Below are 18,800 nucleotides of genomic sequence, written 5' to 3' on the forward strand. Positions count from 1 at the left end.
AAACATCGTTCGATTGCTGGTTTTTTAGCAGGCGTATTTTCTTCACTATGTGCGTATCAACTTTGCCAAAAGAATAAGCCTAAAATTCATGTGATTAAATCTTTGGCTTATCCGTAACTGGGGTTAATTTATGCTTAAATATTTATTTGTTAGATTAGTCTCCTAAAAAGCGGAAAAATATGTTCATATATAATTCAAATAATTTATACACTAATTTTTTAGATTTTCTAAATCCTCAAAAGATCTTCAAAGATACTTCTCATATTGAAGTTAGCGTGGATGAAAATGGAACACTAGTATCAAGACATAACATTTCTGTTTCAAGCACTATGTCTGGTCCAACAACTTTCCCTATTGATGAAAAAGTACAGGCTTTAGCCAAACTTGAAATGGCATTTCATAGTCTAAATTCTCAAATTACTGAACAATTTCCTGATCTTAATGGTGGAAAATTTATTAAAATTTTAGAAAGAATCAAAGAGCATTTTGGTGATGAAATTATAATTCCACAATGCTATGAGTTAATAAGAATTATAAGAAATAAATTTCAACATGATAAAACAGATAATTTAAGATGGGACTCGAATGATTTAGTAATAAGCCAAGATGATCAGGAACAAATTATTATTTCGCTTAAAGGATTAAATACACTAGTTTATTTAGTTTGGTATAGTTTAAAAAATAATATGAAATATCTATATAATCAAATTATTTTAAATAACTTATATCATAGATTAAAAAATGAATTAAAATTAGCAAACTATATTGAAAAAAAGAAAAATGGTGACATTTCCTATCAATTTAATGGCTTAGAGGAAAATAATAAACCTTGGAATATTTATAATACAAATGATAGAAATATAGTTAAAGCTTTAGAACCAGAAAAATTAGAAAACGGTTACAAACTAAGAAGATTAAAAACTTTACATGATATTCCATATCAAGATAAAAATGGTAATTGGGTCACCATGAAAAATGCTAAAGTACATGTTTTAGATTATAGTTTTACCCTTGAAAATCAAGAATATCGTATTCCTGAAGAGTTTTTTTATAATTACAATGATGGTGAAGATGCAATAATTACATCTGATGAAATACAAAAATTTATTTATATTCCCTCTGAAATTGCTAACTTCTAAACTTAAATTTCAAAAATGTAAAAATCCTATGAAAACTTTAAAACTTCTTTTCCTCACCCTAACCCTTGGTACAACATCCCTCAGCACCCAAGCAACTGAACCAACAACCATCACAGCACCGAAACAAGTCTCAGGTTTTTACCAACACCAAGTCGGTGATCTACAAATCACTGCCCTGCTCGATGGTACAAATTTTATGTCACCAAGCTTGTTTAAAGGTATCCCACAACAACAAGTTCACGAGATTTTAAAGAAATACTATGCAGATCAAGAGAAAGGTATACAGACCTCAGTAAATGCCTTCCTCGTCAATACAGGGACATCACTGGTTTTAGTCGATAGTGGTGCAGCGAGTTGTTTCGGCTCACATCTAGGTTCAGTATTGACCAACCTAAAAGCATCAGGCTATCAACCAGAGCAAGTTGATACGATTCTACTCACACATTTACACCCTGATCATGTCTGTGGCATCAGTAAAGATGGGAAAGCCAACTTTCCAAATGCAACCGTATATGTTTCTAGTGACGAAGCCGGTTATTGGTTAGATCCCAAACAGGCAGCCAAGCTTCCAAAAGAAAAACAAGCGGGTTACGAAGGAACTGTGAAACACATTAAACAAGCCATTGCCCCGTACCAAGACAAGCAACGCTTCAAAACTTATAAACTCGGTGACGACATTCAAGGTTTTAAAGTCATTAATACGGCTGGACATACACCGGGGCATTTTAGCTATGAGCTAAAAAGCAAAGGTGAAAGCATCGTGTTTATTGGAGATATTGTTCATTCACACACTGTTCAGTTTGATCGACCTGAAACTGCAATCGAATATGATATTGACCCGAAAAAAGCCGTTGAAACTCGCTTAAAGCAATTTGCAAATTTTGCTAAAAATGGTCAAACCATTGCTGCACCACATTTACCATTTCCGGGTATTGGGCATATTTATTCAGCTGATGGAAAAAGCTATCAATGGATTCCAACTCATTTCCAAGATTAAATGTTTTTATTTAGAATTAGCCCATAAAAAAAGCGACCTTCTTGGTCGCTTCTTTTATCACTTCATTCCAAAGATCAGTTTCAATCCAAGCAAAGTCATCACTCCACCTGCGATACGATCAAAAACAGCTTTAGATTTTAAATACACTTTGCATGGTCCTTCTGCTGACAATGCAACAGCCACTAGAGAATACCAACCCGCATCAATAAAGAAACACAAAACTGGCAACACCACATAGAAATAAGTTGGGATTTCTTTCGGCAATAACGCCGTAAAAATACTGGCAAGGATAATCGCAATTTTAGGGTTACTGAGTTGGGTAATCAGTCCTAAACGAAATGCTTGCGTATAACTCATGGTCTTGACTGCACCATTTACAGCTTCCATGGGTTCTTTTGCATGTTTAATAATTTTATATGCCAGCCAAAGTAAATACAGACCACCAAAGATTTTTAAAGCCAAATATGCTGAAGGCACTGCAAGTAAGATTGCCTGTAATCCCATCACCGCAAGCAAACCAAATAATGCTGCACCCGTGCCCGTACCAAGCGCAGTAAATAAGCCATGTTTACGTGAAATCGCAATTGAGTTTTTGGCAACATAAATAAACGTAGGACCAGGACTAATTGCCCCCAACATTAATGCCAAAGTAATAGAGCCTAAAATCAATAATGATTCCAAGATAAACCTCAATATTAGAATAATTTTCAACTATTTATTTTACTTAAAAAACCATAATAGAAGATATAATTTTTTTGATTTCTGTTTATAAATTTACGGATTTTTCAAGCAATTTGATATTTAGTAAAAAACCAAAAATAGAGTAAAAACTCAATTTAATTTCAATATCAAACAGTTAAACCATAGCATATGAACAGTAAAATTTTATTGTGCATCCATTTTTTCTATTAAAGTTTTTTTCTGATAATAATTTATCATCGATTTTTAGCAGAACTTTCATATATTTTTAAAACACATAATCCCATAATAAAATTACGGCTTTAATTTTCTTTAGAACTACAAACGAGGCACATCAGATGCAAAATAAAAGACTGAAAACATTAGACCGCTCTAAATCACATCTTTGGATTGTAGGTGGAGGCATAGCTGGTATGGCTGCTGCTGCTTTTGCGATTCGTGATGCTAAAGTGCCAGCCGAACATATCCATATTTTAGAAGAATTGAATGTTTCTGGTGGTTCGATGGATGGTGGACATAATCCACTTAATCCGAACCAAGCATGGGTCACACGTGGTGGACGTATGCTAACTGATGAAACTTATTTGTGTACTTGGGATTTATTTTCAAGCATCCCATCTTTAGAAAATCCAGACATTTCTGTTCGTGAAGAATGTCGTGAATTTAACGAACAAGTTAAAACCAATGCTCAAGCACGTTTGATCGACTCAAATCATATTATTGCAGAAGCTCAAAAATTGGGATTATCAACGCTCAACCGTGCTCAAATGTTACGTCTACTGGCATTAAAAGAAGATCGTATCGGTAGTCGCCGTATTGATGAATTTTTTGATGATGCATTTTTCCAAAGTAATTTTTGGCGGATGTGGCGAACCACGTTTGCCTTTCAAAAATGGCATAGCGCAGCGGAATTACGCCGTTATTTTCTACGTTTCATTCAAGAATTACCACGCATCCATACCTTAGCAGGTGTGAAACGAACTAAATACAATCAATATGATTCAATGATTCATCCTCTACAACGCTGGTTGGTGGAACAAGGCGTTGATGTTCGTTTCGGTAGTTATGTCACAGATGCAGACTTTGTCGAAGATGCCCAAACGAAGGAACGTAAGGCAACCCAACTTTATGTCAACATTCCAGAAGGCACTGAACAAATTCAACTGGGTGAGCATGATCTTGCGCTCTTTACTTTAGGTTCGATTACGGCTGATTCACGTTATGGCGATAAATTCGATGTTCCTGAGCTGATTCGTGATCGACAAGATCATGGCTGGCGTTTGTGGGAAACATTGGCTCAAAAAGCTCCTGATTTTGGTCGTCCAATGACCTTCTATGGCAACATTGATGAGCATAAATGGAAATCCTTTACGCTCACCATGCATGATGATGTGCTGCTAAAACGGATTATTGATTACACAGGAAATGAACCGGGTACTGGTGCACTCATGACTTGGTTTGAATCTGGTTGGCATCTATCTGTGGTCGTTCCAGCTCAACCGCATTTTGCTGACTTACCAGAAGGTAAATTCACCTTATGGGGTTATGGTTTTGAAATTGACCATATCGGCGATTACATTAAAAAACCGATGAGTGAAGCGACGGGTCAAGAGATTTTAATTGAGTTGATTCATCAACTTGGTTTCGATGACATCTTGGATCATGTGTTGGCACATACCGACATTACCACAGTAATGATGCCTTATGCTTCTGCCCTATTTGCATGTCGTAAAGCAGGTGATCGTCCATTGGTCATTCCAGAAAATGCGGTCAACTTTGCTTTCTTAGGTCAATTCGTAGAGCTTGAAGATGATGTGGTTTTCACTGTGGAATATTCCGTACGTTGTGCCATGATTGCCATTTATCAGCTCTTAGGTGTCGAACGTGAAATTCCAGAGATTTACAATGGTTTACTCGATCCTAAAGTTGGCTTAAATGCTTTGGAAGCAGTTTTTCATTAAATTTTAAAAAGCCATAGGGTAAATTGCTGCCCTATGGTTATTCAACTTATTTTGATAAAATGATCTTTGTACACGACAAAAAAAGATAACTCATTTAAATAATGGCATAATACTTGTTTTCTAACGACGAATATGATGACACATTTCAATGAGTTACATCTCATCTTAAACAAATATCTAAAGTGAAACAAGTCACATGTAAAATGTTTTACACTGATTATGCTTGCATTAATTGTAAAACAGACATGTAATCTTTCTTCTGCATCTAAAGCCTTACCCATCACGTGCTTACCACAATCATTTTATCGACGTATACAACGCTTCTTTGCAGATCAGTATTTCGATTATCGTCAAATTTCTCAATTAATTTTCAATATATTTTTATTCGATAAAGTCCAATTAACTTTGGATAGAACCAACTGGAAATGGGGAAAACGAGATATCAATATCTTGATGTTAGCTATCGTCTATCGTGGAATAGCGATACCTATTGTTTGGACATTGCTCAATGAGCCAGGCCATGTGGAACAGATTTCCCCCCGCTGCGGGTTCAGAGTTCAGTGTACTTAAACCTGACAATCCCACAGGAAATTTTACCAAAGTCGTTCAACGTATAGCGGTACGTATCACCATTGATCCGAATCAAAAAGGGATCGAAAATCTACGCCCTGGTATGTCGGTGATCACGTCGGTGGATACCGACTCATAAACCAACACTGACATTCTCAATCAAATACATTTACAATGTGGTCAAATTCATTTCTCGTTCGCAAAAAATGTTTGATCACATTGCTTTTCCTACCCCTTATCAAACATTAGAACTTCCCCAGCCTGTTCAACTGACCATCAAACGCCTTGATCAGATTCATCCCCAGATTTCGGGCAACAAGTTTTTTAAACTCAAATACAACCTCTTGGCAGCACAACAGCAAGGTTTTTCTCAAGTCCTCACTTTTGGCGGTGCATTTTCCAATCATATTGCAGCAACGGCTTATGCAGCTCAACGCTTTGGCTTTCAAAGTATTGGCATCATTCGTGGTCAAGAACTTGCGACCCAAGACTTAAATCCTACCCTACAAACAGCGCAAGATTTTGGCATGCAACTGCATTTTGTCAGCCGAGCCGAATATCGTCTGCGCCATGAAGTGGAATATTTACAACAACTTCAACAGCAATATCCTCAAGCCTTTATTATTCCAGAGGGTGGAAGCAATTCCCTTGCCATTCAAGGGACACAGGAAATCCTCTCCCCTGATGATTTAGAAAATTATGACGTAATTTGTTGTGCTGTGGGTACTGGTGGAACAATTGTGGGCATCATTGAAAGTAGCTCGGAACAACAGCAAGTTTTAGGGTTTTCAGCCTTGAAAGGTGATTTTCTCAAACAGGACATTCAACAATGGACCGATAAAAGCAATTGGTCTTTAACCGATGCCTATTGTGGTGGCGGCTATGCCAAAACTACACCTGAATTATTGAAATTTATTCAAAATTTTGAGCAAAAATATCAAATTCCACTCGAACACATTTATACAGGTAAAATGATGATGGGACTTCTTGATTTAATCCAGCACAATCATTTCCCTGCCCACACTCGAATCCTGGCCATTCATACAGGTGGCTTGCAAGGAAAGCTTAAAGCATATTAAAACCCCCACAAATCTTTTATAATTACTCGCTTTTCGTCTACCGAGTAATACTCATGGTTCATCAGGTTGATGTTGTTGTTTTAGGTGCAGGTGCATCAGGCTTGATGTTGGCTGCTGAAGCAGGCAAACGTGGGCGTTCGGTTGTGGTACTGGAAAAGGCCAATAAAGTGGGCAAAAAAATTCTAATGTCGGGTGGTGGTAAATGTAACTTTACCAACTTAGAAGTCGAGCCAAACCATTATATTTCACATAATCCACACTTTGTCATTTCTGCACTCACCCGTTATACCAATTGGGATTTTATTGGTTTGGTCTGCGAATACGGCATTGAATATGAAGAACGTAAACACGGACAATTATTCACCTTAAACGGCGCTAAAGAAATTTTAGCCATGCTCTTAGCCGAATGTGAAAAAACCAATCTGGTCAATATTCAAACTAATTGTGAAGTCAAAGCTGTGAATGCCCTAGATGATCAAGGTTTCCAAATTGCAACGACTTTAGGGTATTTCCAAGCAAGCGCTGTGGTTGTAGCCACAGGTGGTTTATCTATTCCAACTTTAGGTGGCTCTGGAATTGGCTATGAAATTGCTAAACAGTTTGGTCATCGTGTTTACCCGACCCGTGCAGGTTTAGTGCCTTTTACCTTCTCAGACAGCTTTAAAGAAGTCACTACACGTTTAAGCGGTAATGCGGTGGATGCGACTTTATCAAATTCATTAAATAGTTTTACCGAAGCATTGCTATTTACCCATCGTGGTTTGAGTGGGCCAAGCGCCTTACAGCTTTCTAATTATTGGGATGTCGGACAAAGTTTTAAAATTAACTTTTTGCCATACTTAGAACTCTATGACTTTTTTAAAAACAAAAAGCAAAGCAGTCCTAAAGTTTTACTACGCACCTTGCTCAGCGAACATTTGCCAAAAAGTGTAGTGGCTGAATTGCAGCAACTGATCTGGCCTACGCTCTCTGAAACGGCAATTGGCAATATCAGTGATGAAAAACTAGAACAGATTGCAGCACGTTTAAATGCCTTTGAAGTCAAACCATCGGGCACAGAAGGTTATCGTACTGCCGAAGTCACTTTAGGCGGAGTCGATACCCAAGAAGTTTCCTCTAAAACCATGGAAAGTAAAAAACAAAAAGGCTTGTATTTTGTCGGAGAAGTCTTAGATGTAACAGGACATTTGGGCGGCTATAATTTCCAATGGGCGTGGTCATCTGCACATGCGGCATCGGAGTACGTTTAAGCTAGCTTCCAAATGACATGCGAATAAGGTATGAACTAGGAATGCCTCCAGTCTAAACAGAGCAATATTGATCTTGCTAATCAAATTGCAAAATGACAAAAGCCAGTTTTTCTAAACTGGCTTTTTCTTTAACACCGTCACGTACTATAAAGACTTAGCAATACGTGAATCCTGTTATTTTATTCTAAATAATCGGTACGAAATAATACCAATTTTGGCGTATTTGCCAAACGTGATTCAGTTTGCTGCATTTTAAGCACAGCATTTTGTTGATGCATAGGTAACGAATTTGCCACTTGAACTTTTAAACTGATACGTAATTTGTTTAGCATATTGATTTCTCTCATTATTGTCATCCTTGCGCGAATTTTAAGACTCAAATATTTCAGCTTGGTTAAAACCCAAGTTTTTTATTTTTCCCTTAAACCCTCATCAAGCTTTCCAAGTTATTGATCTGATTTATCCAAATCAGTCTTTGGCTCATTCCTGCCAAAGTTGATTAATTTTTAACATAATTTAAGAGCTTGGTCTATCCTCTTTTGGATGATTTTTCTCAACATTTTCAGTTGGTTTTGCGGTGGCTTCTGGCTTGGCAAAAACAAATTTATAGGCTGCAACAAAAAAGCCGATGGTGATGCCAGCAATCACGATTGGGGCAAAAAACTTATCGGGTGCTGATTTGGACATTATCGTTTCCTCTTTTTTAATGAATACCGAAAAGAAATCGACCAATACGGTGATTGGTCGATCATCTTAGCGATTCAAATCAAAATTTGAACAGGTTATTTCGGGTCATTTTTTGGATGTTCATCAACATCTGGTTCAGCCTCACCTGTCGAACCAAATGGGTTATTGACTGGTGGATGTTCAGGATCAACCTTTAACGTATCTGGCACAGCATGATCAGTTGCCGCTTCAGGTGTTGTAGTCACATCACTTACAGACGCTTGTGGCTGCTCAGATACAATAGGTGTCATCACATTTGATGCTGACGTTGCCGTTTCTGTCTTGTGCAAAGGATTCGGTTGATTTGCCTCACGTTTAGCTTTATCAATCAAATCAGTTAACACACGTTCTGCAGGTTGACGACCACCTAAACCAAAGGCAAGTGCGAAAGCCACTGCAACAGAACCGAGGGTTAAACCAAAAGCCAAGTTCACAATCGAGTCTGCAATACCCATCGCGCGTAAGCCCATGGCAACCACCAAGCCCATAATTAAAATACGGACTAAGTTTGCCAACCAACGCGAGCTGTTATATTCACCGCGCTGTACCACTTTGGCAACCAAATTCGCAAGCCAGAAACCCACCACCAAAATGACAGCACCCAGCAGAATATCTGCACCAAATTGGATAAACATGGCAATCAAGCCGCTGACTTGATCAAAGCCCAAACGGTTCGCCGCTTCAGATACCGCAAATAGCATGGTAAAGAATACGATCAGATAACCAACCACACATGAAATTTTAGTCGTACCTAAAAAGCGCTGTAAGTCGAGTTTGGCAGGAATATCATCGACTCCTGTACCTGCAACCACTTCCACCACAATATTGGCTACAAAACGCGACACCACATAAGCCAAAATAAGAATCAGACCTGCCGCAATAATATGCGGGATCGCATTCATAATTTCATACAGCATGGCTGTCGCAGGCTGCGAAATGGCTTCAATTCCAAGTGCCTCAAAACCAATAATCAAGGCGGTGATGATCACCAAGGCGAAAACAAACGAACCGAGTAATTTAGGTAAATTTGAATTTTTGAAGATGCCAACTTTTTCAGCATGCTGTTGAATATTCAAGCTACCCAATAAACCTTCGACAATGCCACGAACAATTTTTGCCAGAATGTATCCTACAAAAACAATCACACCTGCAATGAAGATGTTCGGTAAATACAGCACAACTTCATTCACCATGTTTTGCACAGGGAACAACAGACCGTTTAAGCCTAAAATTGACAGCACAATTGGCAAGAACAGCAATAAAATCAGCCAATAAACAATTTCACTGATATTTTGACTTAAGCCACTCACACCCACATCGGCGCTGAGTTTTTCATCCAACTGAGTACGTGCCAACAGTTTTTGCATCCCCACTTTGACCAGATTTGCCAAAATCCACCCAATAAAAGCAACGGCTACAGCAGCCAGTAAAGAAGGAATAAACAGTAAGAACTGCTGAATCATATTACTGAATGGCCCACTGACACTGGTCAGATTCAACACATTCAGCGCACCAATGACCGCAATAATTAAAATCACCCAAAACACGACCCGCGACACAATCACTTCAATATTTGAACGATGCCCCGTTGCATTTGATAATTTTTGATCGGTACCTAATTTTTGTAGAACCTTTTTAATTCCACCCGCAACCAATAATGCAATCACCCACCCGACAAGTAAAATTGCGACTGCAGCTAAAATGGGTTGAAATTGCTCCCAATAATACATGGCATCAAAACCTCTGCCATGTAGGTTCCCATTAAAATAATCATTCATCTTGTTTAATCCTCATGGTGATTAGCTTCATTTTTAGGTTTGCACTACAGCGCAAAACTGCTTTTTATCGATTCAAATTATTGAGTAAAGCTCTACCCACCATAGAATTTGCATATTTTTTATTCAACCTTGGGATGCAGAATCGCAACAATTCTACAAAGGAGGGATAATAAACCTTGCGAAAATCCACAAAAAAGCCCTGCATCTAGGCAAGGCTGAATTTGTAAATACGATTTTTTGACGCTTAGGCTAAACTACCGATCTGTTGCTGTTGCAGTATTGCTGTCCTCTGCACGTGCTTCATCTCCAGCTGTGCCCGTTGTCGTGCTATTTGGCGTTGCTTGTTGTACGGTTGGATTAGGATGTCCAGGAGGTGCTTCGCTCGGACTCGGATTGCGATCCGCCATCATGTAAATCAGCAATGCCAATAAAAAGATTCCCACCAGTAGAAGCATATAGACTGGAATACGTTTTTTTCGCTTAATGTCTTCAGCTGAGTTTACATGAGGTGGTTTATTGAAATCATGCGGCATGTTCCCCTCACTTATGTATTTATCTGATGAATTTTCATACTAACAAGCTCCTCACGCTTATTGTGTGACAATACATAGCAAGATGGTGAAAAGATGTAATATACCTCAAGTACCACCTATGTTGCCCAATATCGACAAAGCTGCCTCTCACGGGGAAATGCGCTATAATCACGTACCGTTTTTTTGTGTACTTTGAACTTTATGGCGTATCGTCAACAAAGTGTATCGCTTGATCTTGACACTGACGTCACTCATCAATGTGCCTTGCACTATACCCGTGATGGGCATCTCATTGGTATTATTGAATTTAGCAAGCCCAGCTATCTGCTCAAATGGGGCGATTTGGAATATTTCCGTCGTCGTACCGAAGAATTTTCGGTCATGCCATTTCCAGATTGTGTGAATGCCATGATCATTGATATTCGCAACATTGCTGCATTTCTGGATAATGAAGTGCCAATTTTACCGTGGCGCTTACTTGAAGAAGAATGTCCTGTGCGTTTGGTGGTTCCTCAAGAGCGCTTAGAGCATTATGCAGGTTTTTTTGAACCGACTTGGCTAAGTAGCGATGTCGATAGCGCGATTCAGGAAATCCGCGAATATATGGATATGTTTGTGCATTAATTATTTTAAAATTGAGCCGCACGAATATCAAAAAACCTCATCTGCCAAACAGTAGATGAGGTTTTTTGTAGATGATGAAATAACTTGAACAACCATGTTTTAGCGAATGGTGAAAATACACTTATTTTCAAAGCGCGCTTTAGGCAACCATAGCCATTGTTTATAACGCACCTGATCTATGCCAAAACTTCGCATTTTCTTAGATGTATAGCGCTTGATATTTTTCATATTCAGGAGTCTGCCCTGCAATGGTTGAGCTTTGCTGAACTTTAATTTTCTGAAAAAAAGCGGTTTCCTTTGCACGGATTGGGCCAATATATTCATTATACATTTGTTCCATTTCGGCACTTTCAAATTGCATTTTTTGCAAACTGCCACCATGCCAACCCAACTGACTACGCAAGTTTAAATATTTTACTTTGCCCGCAGGAAACACATAATTAGCACAAGAAGAAAAGCAATACTGCGCAACTTCTACATTAAGTTGATGGTCAAAGACCAAATTGCCCAAATCAATACCTAAGCCGATCTCGCCACCCCGACTGTTGATTTTTAAGGTATCAATTTTATCTGACTGTTTAAGTAATTCCGCTGCACGTGCGTTGGCTTCAGGGCTAAGTGGCCCATCATAAATGAGTACGTGATCTTGCACAGCAACCTGAGTTTCCACCGTTTCAGCCTGTACGGTTTGTGCGACTATAAACATCAGCCCTGCGCTGGCTATATATTTGAACAGTTGATATTTGAATAGTTGTATCACATCCTCACCAATAATTTTCAACTGCAATATTACCTTCCCCGCGGCGATTCATGGTTAAACCACGTGCTTTTAAGGCTTCTTTGGTATCATCAACCATGGCAGGGTTACCGCATAACATCACATGGCTAGTTTCAGGGTTGAGTACACTGCCTGCAGCCTGTTCCAGTTCGCCATTCGCAATTAATACAGGCAAACGATCATGCAAAGCAGCTTGAGGGTCGCGAGTGATAATTGGGATAAACTCAAAGCCTGTATGCCCTTCGCCAAAAGTTTCGGCAATTTCGTGAATTTTATCGACATAAGCTAATTCGGCTTCGGTGCGCACACTATAAACCAAATAGATATATTGATATTTTGTCCACGTTTCAAAATCTTGCAGCATGGATAAAAACGGTGCAAGACCTGTACCTGTGGCCAACAACCATAAATCGTGTGGCGCAGGCAACTGATAACGCGCCAAGGTCAAAAAACCATAAGGGATTTTTTCCAAGTACAGCTCATCCCCCACTTGAAGGTGCTGCAAGTTAGAAGTAAATGCACCATCTGGCACGACAATCGAGAAAAACTCTAAAGTTTCATCAAAGGGTGATGACACCACCGAATAAGCACGTACTACCAATTCATCGCCCACTTTTAACCCGATACGTGCAAACTGCCCTGCGGTAAATTTAAAATGCGCAGGTCGGGTCATGGTGAAGCTAAACAAGGTGTTGGTCCAACGATGAACCGAAAGCACTTTTTCTAAAGTAAATTTTTCAATTGACATGATTTGAGCGTGGCATGAAAGACTGTGCTCATGTTAGCATGTCGGGGTAATTTATGAATATTTTTTAAATGTTAAGGCTTGATTCATGCGCATGACTTTACGCCAGTTGGCGGTTTTTGTAGCAGTTGCCCAAGAAGGGACAGTAACCAAAGCCAGTGATGCCGTTAAACTCACCCAAAGTGCTGCAAGCATGGCCTTAGCAGATTTGGAAGATGGCTTAGGCGCTCCACTGTTTGACCGTTTGGGTAAGCGCCTACAGCTGAACGATTTAGGTCGTTTTTTATTGCCACAAGCCTTAGAAATTTTGGGTCGTTGTGAAGCATTTGAGCAAGCCGCTAAAGGCGAGCTACAAAGTATTGATTTGCGTTTAGGTGCAACTCTTACCATTAGTGACTATTTGATGCCTGATTTAATGGCAGACTTTTTGCAAATTCAGCCGCAGGCGCATTTACAGTTACAAGTGGGCAATACCCGCCAAATGATTGAAGCTGTAAACCAATTTCAGCTAGATTTAGCACTGATTGAAGGTTCTTGTCACTTACCCCAACTCCAATGTATTCATTGGCGTGATGATGAACTTGCAGTGTGCTGTGCGCCAAGTCATCCTCTAGCGCAGTTAAACCGTGCTTTAAGCATTGCAGATTTTGAAGATGCCGAGTGGATTTTACGTGAAGAAGGTTCAGGTACCCGTGAAGTGTTTGACAATGCAATTTTAAAAGACCTGCCTGATGCCAATATTCGTTTAACTTTGGGTCATAACGAAGCGATTTTAAAAATTGTCGCAGGTGGGATTGGTATGTCGTGTATTTCACGATTGGCGATTGAACCTTTACTAGAAAAAGGTCAATTGGTGATTTTAGATACACCTTTCTGGCAACTGACGCGCCCGTTATTCATGTTGGTGCATCGTCAGAAATACCAAGGGCCTGGCTTAAAGGCATTTATGAAGTTTTGCGACGCGAAATAGTTTATAAAAGAGTACCGATGATGGTACTCTTTTTTTAGCGATTAAACTGACTCTCACACGGTATGCCGTCACCATCACCGTCCATTTTAGTATTTGGACAATTTCGTATAAAGAATAATGCTTCTTCGTAAGACGTCATTTGACTACAGTGCTCACGCCCATCACAAGTAAAGTTCTGTTCAACAACAGGAACTTCTACTACTTTTTGTACTGATAAAGCTTCAGGCTGACTATTTTGCCAAGCTTGGTACTTATTAAATACTGCATAAGCCAAGCCGAATATAATCAATATACCCATATAAGTCACAAAATTGGATGAGTTATTTTCAGACTTCTGCTGTCTTTTATGATTCTGCTTTGTCGTATGAATTGCCCTTGATTGAGGTGTATGCCTTTCGACTGCAACCTTAATATCTAGACGGACAATATTATCTGCTTTGAACTTGCCATTTTCTTCTACTTTACGAAATTTTAGATTTTCTCCCACTTTTAGTGGAATATTTTTATTGGGAAAATCTTTAATATGAAAAAATAAATCTTTAGGCTCTCCTTCTATTTGAATAAAACCAAAGCCTCGTTCTTCGTTATAAGTTTTTATTTTCCCTTCTAAAAACATAAATTACTCTTTTCACGTTAATTTTTGATTATTGTACAAAAAAAGAGGCGAAAATGCCTCTTTTCTGTGCATGAAAACATTTAAAACTAACGCTTTAAGTTTGATAACAATGCAGACGTAATCGACGTATTCGCAGCAACCGCTTTGGCTTTTTTTGCTTTTTTGGATTTATCTTCTACAGGTTCAATATTAATGGCTTTATAACGATCACCATTTTGAACCACATTAAATTTAACGCGATCATTGCGCTTTGGCTCGCCTTCAGCCGCAGGAAAATCCGAGATATGGAAAAACACTTCACCTTCAGGTGCGGCAATAAATCCATAGCCTTTTTCGGCATTATATTGTTTGATTTTCCCTTGATATTGTTCAGATTTCATGGCTTAACCTTTTACGAGCTGCACTTTATATGAGTATATAAAAAAGAGGCAGTTAATGCCTCTTTTTCACCGACATTCGGCTTAATCTTTTTGCACTGAACCAAAAATTTTATCGCCTGCATCACCCAAGCCAGGCACAATATAACCATCTTGGTTTAAACCTTCATCTACCGATGCAGTAAAGATCACCACATCTGGATGCGCGGCTTCTACACGTTGAATGCCTTCTGGCGCTGCAACCAAAACCATCACACGAATGTCTTTACAACCACTGGCTTTGAGCAAATCAATCGCTGCCACTAAAGATGAACCTGTGGCAAGCATAGGGTCAATAATCATCGCAATACGGTTTTGTACATCTGGTACTAATTTTTTGTAGTACGTACGCGCTTCTAAAGTTTCTTCATCACGTTCCAAGCCAAGTACAGACACTTTGGCACTTGGAATCAAGTTTAAGAAACCATCTAACATGCCAATACCTGCACGTAAAATAGGCACAACCGTAATTTTTTTACCCGCAATACGGTCTACAGTGACTGCACCATTCCAACCCGCAATTTCGTGCTCGACCATAGGCAAATCTTTGGTCGCTTCATAAGTCAGCAACATGGTGACTTCTTGTGCCAATTCACGGAAGTTTTTGGTGCTGATATCAGCACGACGTAATAGCCCTAATTTATGACGAATAAGCGGATGTCGGATTTCATGAATAGCCACGGGAGAACACCTAAAAGGAAAGAAAAGCAAATATCATTTTATTATATGCTGTTTTTATTGTGTATATAAACCAAAAAGCCCTCAATTTATGAAGGCTTTTTGACTGAAAGTTAAACTTCTTTCAAATTATTGCTGTGACAGCATGAAATGGATTGGTGACAAAATTTCAGCTTCAAGTGCAATTTTGATAATTGGGTCTGGATAAACACCAATCACCAATACCGCTAAAGCTGCAGCCAATACCATAATACCGCCCACTTTTTGACCCCAATGATCAACAGCGTCCATTTTTGGTTCATCTGGCGGTGTCATATACATCACCACCATTACACGTAAGTAATAGTACAAACCAATACCTGAACCTACGATGATCATCGCAGCTAAGAACCAGTGCTGAGTCGTAACAGCAGCCATCACCACCAAGAACTTACCAATGAAGCCTGCAGTGAGTGGAATACCTGCTAGAGAAAGCATCATGACAGTTAATACAGCAGTCAATACAGGACGACGCCAGAACAAACCACGGTAGTCTGCTAAGCTTTCTGCTTCAGCTACGTTGTTATACGGGCTAGACATTAATGCCACTGCACCGAACGCACCAATGGTGGTCAATACATAAGTGATCACATATACGCTGACATTGCCCAAACTTGCATAGGTCATGCTGATTAAACCAATCAACAAATAACCAAAGTGCGCAATAGATGAGTAAGCCAAAATACGCTTCAAGTTAACTTGACGTACAGCTAGGAAGTTACCCACCAAAATTGAAAGCACAGCAATAATGGTCATGATGGTTACAATTGACTCGATCAGGATTGCACCTGAACCCAAAATGTAACGTACAAACAAACCAATGGTTGCTACTTTTGCTGCAGTCGCAAGAAAGGTTGCGATTGGTGCAGGCGCACCGTCATAAACGTCTGGCGTCCATTTGTGGAATGGTGCCAACGACAATTTAAATGCAACAGCAAAGACAATTAAGCCTAGACCTAAAACTACCAATGGCTGTTGGATATTTTGCATTAATGCTTGTACAGAGTCATAGAAAGACAATGAACCAGTGTATGCATAAATGTACGCCATACCCATAAGCAACATTGCAGATGCGGTTGCAGACAAGACTAAGTACTTCACGCCTGCTTCTAAAGATTTAGAACGTTGGTGAGTGTATGCCAATAAGCCATAAACAGGAATTGACATTAACTCAAGGCTAATGAAGAACGACGCATAGTGCGAGCTTGACACCATCAACATAGCGCCCGCCACTGAACACAACATTAAGATGTAGAGTTCTTCGCGGTTGTCTTTATACGTTTCAATATACGCATGTGACAAAGTAGAACATGCTAATGCAGCGATCAGAATCACCAGTTGATATAACAAGGTGAACGGATCAATCATAAACATGCCCATCACGCTGGCAGGAGCAAAATTCCCGCCAAACATCATGAGTAAAAGGTAAGCCGCAGCGAGGTTCAAGCCCACCACTGATGCTGTAGCAATTAAGTTATGGTTACGCTTAATTGCAGTAAGGATCATCACGATAATCGCAGTTAAAGCCACGATCATCACAGGAGCTAAAGGCATAAGCTCAGAAAATGACATTGTGAAGTTCATGGCTTATTGGATCTCCACATTTTCGAGTTGAGCTGTTACTTCTTGTGTAACTTCAACTACTTCTTGAACTGGGATGTAGCTATTTGCTAACCACGCCATACTTGAATTTGAAATATCAAGGAAGGTTTGTGGATACAGACCAAGCCATACTAGACCCAGCGCACAAATTGAAAGAATCACAACTTCACGTGCATTTAAATCTTTTAACGGATTTGCATAGTGTTGTTTTTGCTCTTCATTTGGTACACCAAATAAGGCTTTGTGAATCAGGATTAAACCGTAAACACCTGCAAAAACTAAACTGATTGCCGCAATAATTGTGAAGGCTGGGAACTGTTCAAATGAACCCATTAAAATCAGGAATTCACCAATAAAGTTACCTAAACCAGGAATACCGACTAACGCAGCCACAAAGAACATCAGGAAGAATGAAAGGTATTGGAATTGACCACGAATACCGCCCATTAAACGCATGTCACGTGTATGTACGCGCTCGTAAATTTGACCACACATAATGAACAATGCTGCAGATGACAAGCCATGTGCCAACATCATGATCATTAAGCCTTGGTAAGTCAGGATATTACCTGCATAAATTGCAAGTAATACAAAGCCCATGTGCGAAATTGAGGTATAGGCAAGTAAACGCTTCATATCGGTTTGCTGGAAAGCACACCACGCGCCGTAGAACACACCAATTAAACCCAAAATAATGGCAATGTCTGCAAACTGAGCAGAAGCCGCTGGGAAGAATGGAATCACGAAACGTAATAAGCCGTATGCCGCAGTTTTAATCAAAATACCTGCAAGGTCGACAGAACCCGCTGTAGGCGCTTGTGCGTGTGCATCTGGTAACCAACCGTGTAATGGGAAAACTGGAAGTTTTACCGCAAAACCGATGAATAAACAGATCATCAAGGCATAAGCGACTGCTGGTAATTGTGCGTCAAGGGTATTCGCTACAGCCAATAAATAGTTGTAGTTGAATGAAATAGTACCTGACATCATGTATCCATAGATCACTAGACCTAAGATACCAATCAACATGATTAAACCAGCAACTTGCGTGTAGATAAAGAATTTGGTTGCAGCGTAAACACGTGAACGACCATTTGAACCTTTATGACCCCATAACGCAATCAGGAAGTAGATTGGTACAAGCATCATCTCCCAGAAGAAGAAGAACAGGAACAAGTCAATCGCAAGGAATACGCCAATTACCCCACCCAAAGACCATAAAAGGTTAAGGTGGAAGAAACCGACGTTCTTTTGAATCTCACCAAATGAACAGCCTACCGCTAAAATACCCAGTAATGCAGTTAAACCCACCATGAGTAAAGATAAGCCATCCACCGCTAAGTGAATGTTGATGCCTAGGGTTTGAATCCAAGGCAGCATAAATTCAGCCGACCAAGTTGGAACTTGAGCGCCTAATTCATAGTTATAGCTAGCACCTTGCCACAATGCGACAGTTAAGCCCAAAGTAACGAGCATGCCCACTAAAGCAATGTAACGCGGTAATTTATCGTCGAGTTTATCGACCAACCAGCAAATAAAACCTGCAATGAACGGAACAAGGATCAGCGCGGGTAGAATTAAATTGTTTGGAGTATCCATC

The 18,800-nt window shown here is 39.5% G+C and carries 19 protein-coding genes and 2 pseudogenes; 9 read left to right on the forward strand and 12 right to left on the reverse strand.

All coding sequences use genetic code 11. The annotated features are described in order from the left end of the window. Positions 1–179: 179 nt before the first annotated feature. Both FTU71_RS05695 and FTU71_RS05700 read left to right on the forward strand, forming a co-directional pair. Entirely contained in the window at positions 180–1,139 is a 960-nt protein-coding gene (locus FTU71_RS05695; protein ID WP_179994136.1) for a hypothetical protein, read from the forward strand. 28 nt (positions 1,140–1,167) lie between these two features. Further along, entirely contained in the window at positions 1,168–2,136 is a 969-nt protein-coding gene (locus FTU71_RS05700; protein ID WP_179994135.1) for an MBL fold metallo-hydrolase, read from the forward strand. A 57-nt stretch (positions 2,137–2,193) separates the two neighbouring features. Here FTU71_RS05700 and FTU71_RS05705 read toward each other — a convergent pair whose 3' ends face one another. Further along, a complete protein-coding gene (locus tag FTU71_RS05705) occupies positions 2,194–2,817 on the reverse strand; it encodes a LysE family translocator (RefSeq protein ID WP_180111640.1) in 624 nt (207 codons plus the stop codon). A 356-nt stretch (positions 2,818–3,173) separates the two neighbouring features. On the opposite strand from FTU71_RS05705, the gene FTU71_RS05710 reads away from it, so the two are divergent. The 5 genes and pseudogenes from FTU71_RS05710 to FTU71_RS05730 all read left to right on the forward strand — a co-directional run bounded on the left by FTU71_RS05710 (position 3,174) and on the right by FTU71_RS05730 (position 7,695). After that, positions 3,174–4,796, forward strand: a complete 1,623-nt coding sequence (locus FTU71_RS05710; protein ID WP_087545413.1) for an oleate hydratase — start codon at positions 3,174–3,176, stop codon at positions 4,794–4,796. A 135-nt stretch (positions 4,797–4,931) separates the two neighbouring features. Continuing rightward, positions 4,932–5,318, forward strand: a pseudogene (locus FTU71_RS05715) (IS4 family transposase); the annotation flags it as partial. Then, positions 5,313–5,505: pseudogene (locus FTU71_RS05720) on the forward strand (HlyD family secretion protein); the annotation flags it as partial. The pseudogenes FTU71_RS05715 and FTU71_RS05720, both read left to right, overlap by 6 nt. Positions 5,506–5,572: 67 nt before the next feature. Next, on the forward strand, positions 5,573–6,445 hold the full coding sequence (locus FTU71_RS05725; RefSeq protein ID WP_131261522.1) for a 1-aminocyclopropane-1-carboxylate deaminase/D-cysteine desulfhydrase: 873 nt from the start codon (positions 5,573–5,575) through the stop codon (positions 6,443–6,445). Between the two features lie 53 nt (positions 6,446–6,498). After that, positions 6,499–7,695 carry an NAD(P)/FAD-dependent oxidoreductase gene (locus FTU71_RS05730; protein ID WP_167846177.1) on the forward strand — a complete coding sequence of 399 codons (1,197 nt, stop codon included), beginning with the start codon at positions 6,499–6,501 and terminating at the stop codon, positions 7,693–7,695. Positions 7,696–7,874: 179 nt separating this feature from the next. Here FTU71_RS05730 and FTU71_RS05735 read toward each other — a convergent pair whose 3' ends face one another. The 4 genes from FTU71_RS05735 to FTU71_RS05750 all read right to left on the reverse strand — a co-directional run bounded on the left by FTU71_RS05735 (position 7,875) and on the right by FTU71_RS05750 (position 10,732). After that, positions 7,875–8,042, reverse strand: coding sequence for a hypothetical protein (locus tag FTU71_RS05735; RefSeq protein ID WP_004975492.1), 168 nt, complete (start codon positions 8,040–8,042; stop codon positions 7,875–7,877). Between the two features lie 169 nt (positions 8,043–8,211). After that, positions 8,212–8,382 (reverse strand): hypothetical protein, encoded by a 171-nt coding sequence (locus tag FTU71_RS05740; protein ID WP_004975491.1) that lies wholly within the window; start codon positions 8,380–8,382, stop codon positions 8,212–8,214. A gap of 95 nt (positions 8,383–8,477) precedes the next feature. Next, positions 8,478–10,199 carry a mechanosensitive ion channel gene (locus FTU71_RS05745; RefSeq protein ID WP_179994132.1) on the reverse strand — a complete coding sequence of 574 codons (1,722 nt, stop codon included), beginning with the start codon at positions 10,197–10,199 and terminating at the stop codon, positions 8,478–8,480. A gap of 254 nt (positions 10,200–10,453) precedes the next feature. After that, entirely contained in the window at positions 10,454–10,732 is a 279-nt protein-coding gene (locus FTU71_RS05750) for a hypothetical protein (protein WP_004975487.1), read from the reverse strand. A gap of 201 nt (positions 10,733–10,933) precedes the next feature. Here FTU71_RS05750 and FTU71_RS05755 point away from each other — a divergent pair, with 201 nt between their 5' ends. Continuing rightward, positions 10,934–11,356 (forward strand): hypothetical protein, encoded by a 423-nt coding sequence (locus tag FTU71_RS05755; RefSeq protein ID WP_004975486.1) that lies wholly within the window; start codon positions 10,934–10,936, stop codon positions 11,354–11,356. A gap of 199 nt (positions 11,357–11,555) precedes the next feature. Here FTU71_RS05755 and FTU71_RS05760 read toward each other — a convergent pair whose 3' ends face one another. Further along, the gene (locus FTU71_RS05760; RefSeq protein WP_179994131.1) at positions 11,556–12,062 is read right to left on the reverse strand and encodes a hypothetical protein; all 507 of its coding nucleotides are present in this window, start codon (positions 12,060–12,062) and stop codon (positions 11,556–11,558) included. Positions 12,063–12,120: 58 nt separating this feature from the next. After that, a complete protein-coding gene (locus FTU71_RS05765) occupies positions 12,121–12,882 on the reverse strand; it encodes a ferredoxin--NADP reductase (RefSeq protein ID WP_179994130.1) in 762 nt (253 codons plus the stop codon). A gap of 85 nt (positions 12,883–12,967) precedes the next feature. Between FTU71_RS05765 and gigC the strand changes: the two genes are divergently transcribed. Next, on the forward strand, positions 12,968–13,849 hold the full coding sequence (gene gigC, locus FTU71_RS05770; RefSeq protein WP_004975482.1) for a LysR family transcriptional regulator GigC: 882 nt from the start codon (positions 12,968–12,970) through the stop codon (positions 13,847–13,849). 34 nt (positions 13,850–13,883) lie between these two features. Here the strand turns inward: gigC and FTU71_RS05775 are convergent, their stop codons facing one another. The 5 genes from FTU71_RS05775 to nuoM all read right to left on the reverse strand — a co-directional run bounded on the left by FTU71_RS05775 (position 13,884) and on the right by nuoM (position 18,799). Then, positions 13,884–14,465: a cold shock domain-containing protein gene (locus tag FTU71_RS05775; RefSeq protein ID WP_179994129.1), complete on the reverse strand. Its 582-nt coding sequence runs from the start codon at positions 14,463–14,465 to the stop codon at positions 13,884–13,886. Positions 14,466–14,551: 86 nt separating this feature from the next. Next, complete coding sequence (locus FTU71_RS05780; protein WP_004975478.1) at positions 14,552–14,845, reverse strand: cold-shock protein; 294 nt, start codon at positions 14,843–14,845, stop codon at positions 14,552–14,554. Between the two features lie 81 nt (positions 14,846–14,926). Beyond that, positions 14,927–15,562, reverse strand: coding sequence for a uracil phosphoribosyltransferase (gene upp / locus FTU71_RS05785; RefSeq protein ID WP_004975475.1), 636 nt, complete (start codon positions 15,560–15,562; stop codon positions 14,927–14,929). A gap of 126 nt (positions 15,563–15,688) precedes the next feature. Beyond that, a complete protein-coding gene (gene nuoN / locus FTU71_RS05790) occupies positions 15,689–17,182 on the reverse strand; it encodes an NADH-quinone oxidoreductase subunit NuoN (protein WP_180111642.1) in 1,494 nt (497 codons plus the stop codon). Positions 17,183–17,185: 3 nt separating this feature from the next. After that, positions 17,186–18,799, reverse strand: coding sequence for an NADH-quinone oxidoreductase subunit M (gene nuoM / locus FTU71_RS05795; protein ID WP_180062190.1), 1,614 nt, complete (start codon positions 18,797–18,799; stop codon positions 17,186–17,188). Position 18,800 lies beyond the last annotated feature (1 nt).

The organism is Acinetobacter sp. YH12136 (assembly GCF_013418545.1).
Classification (GTDB): domain Bacteria; phylum Pseudomonadota; class Gammaproteobacteria; order Pseudomonadales; family Moraxellaceae; genus Acinetobacter; species Acinetobacter towneri.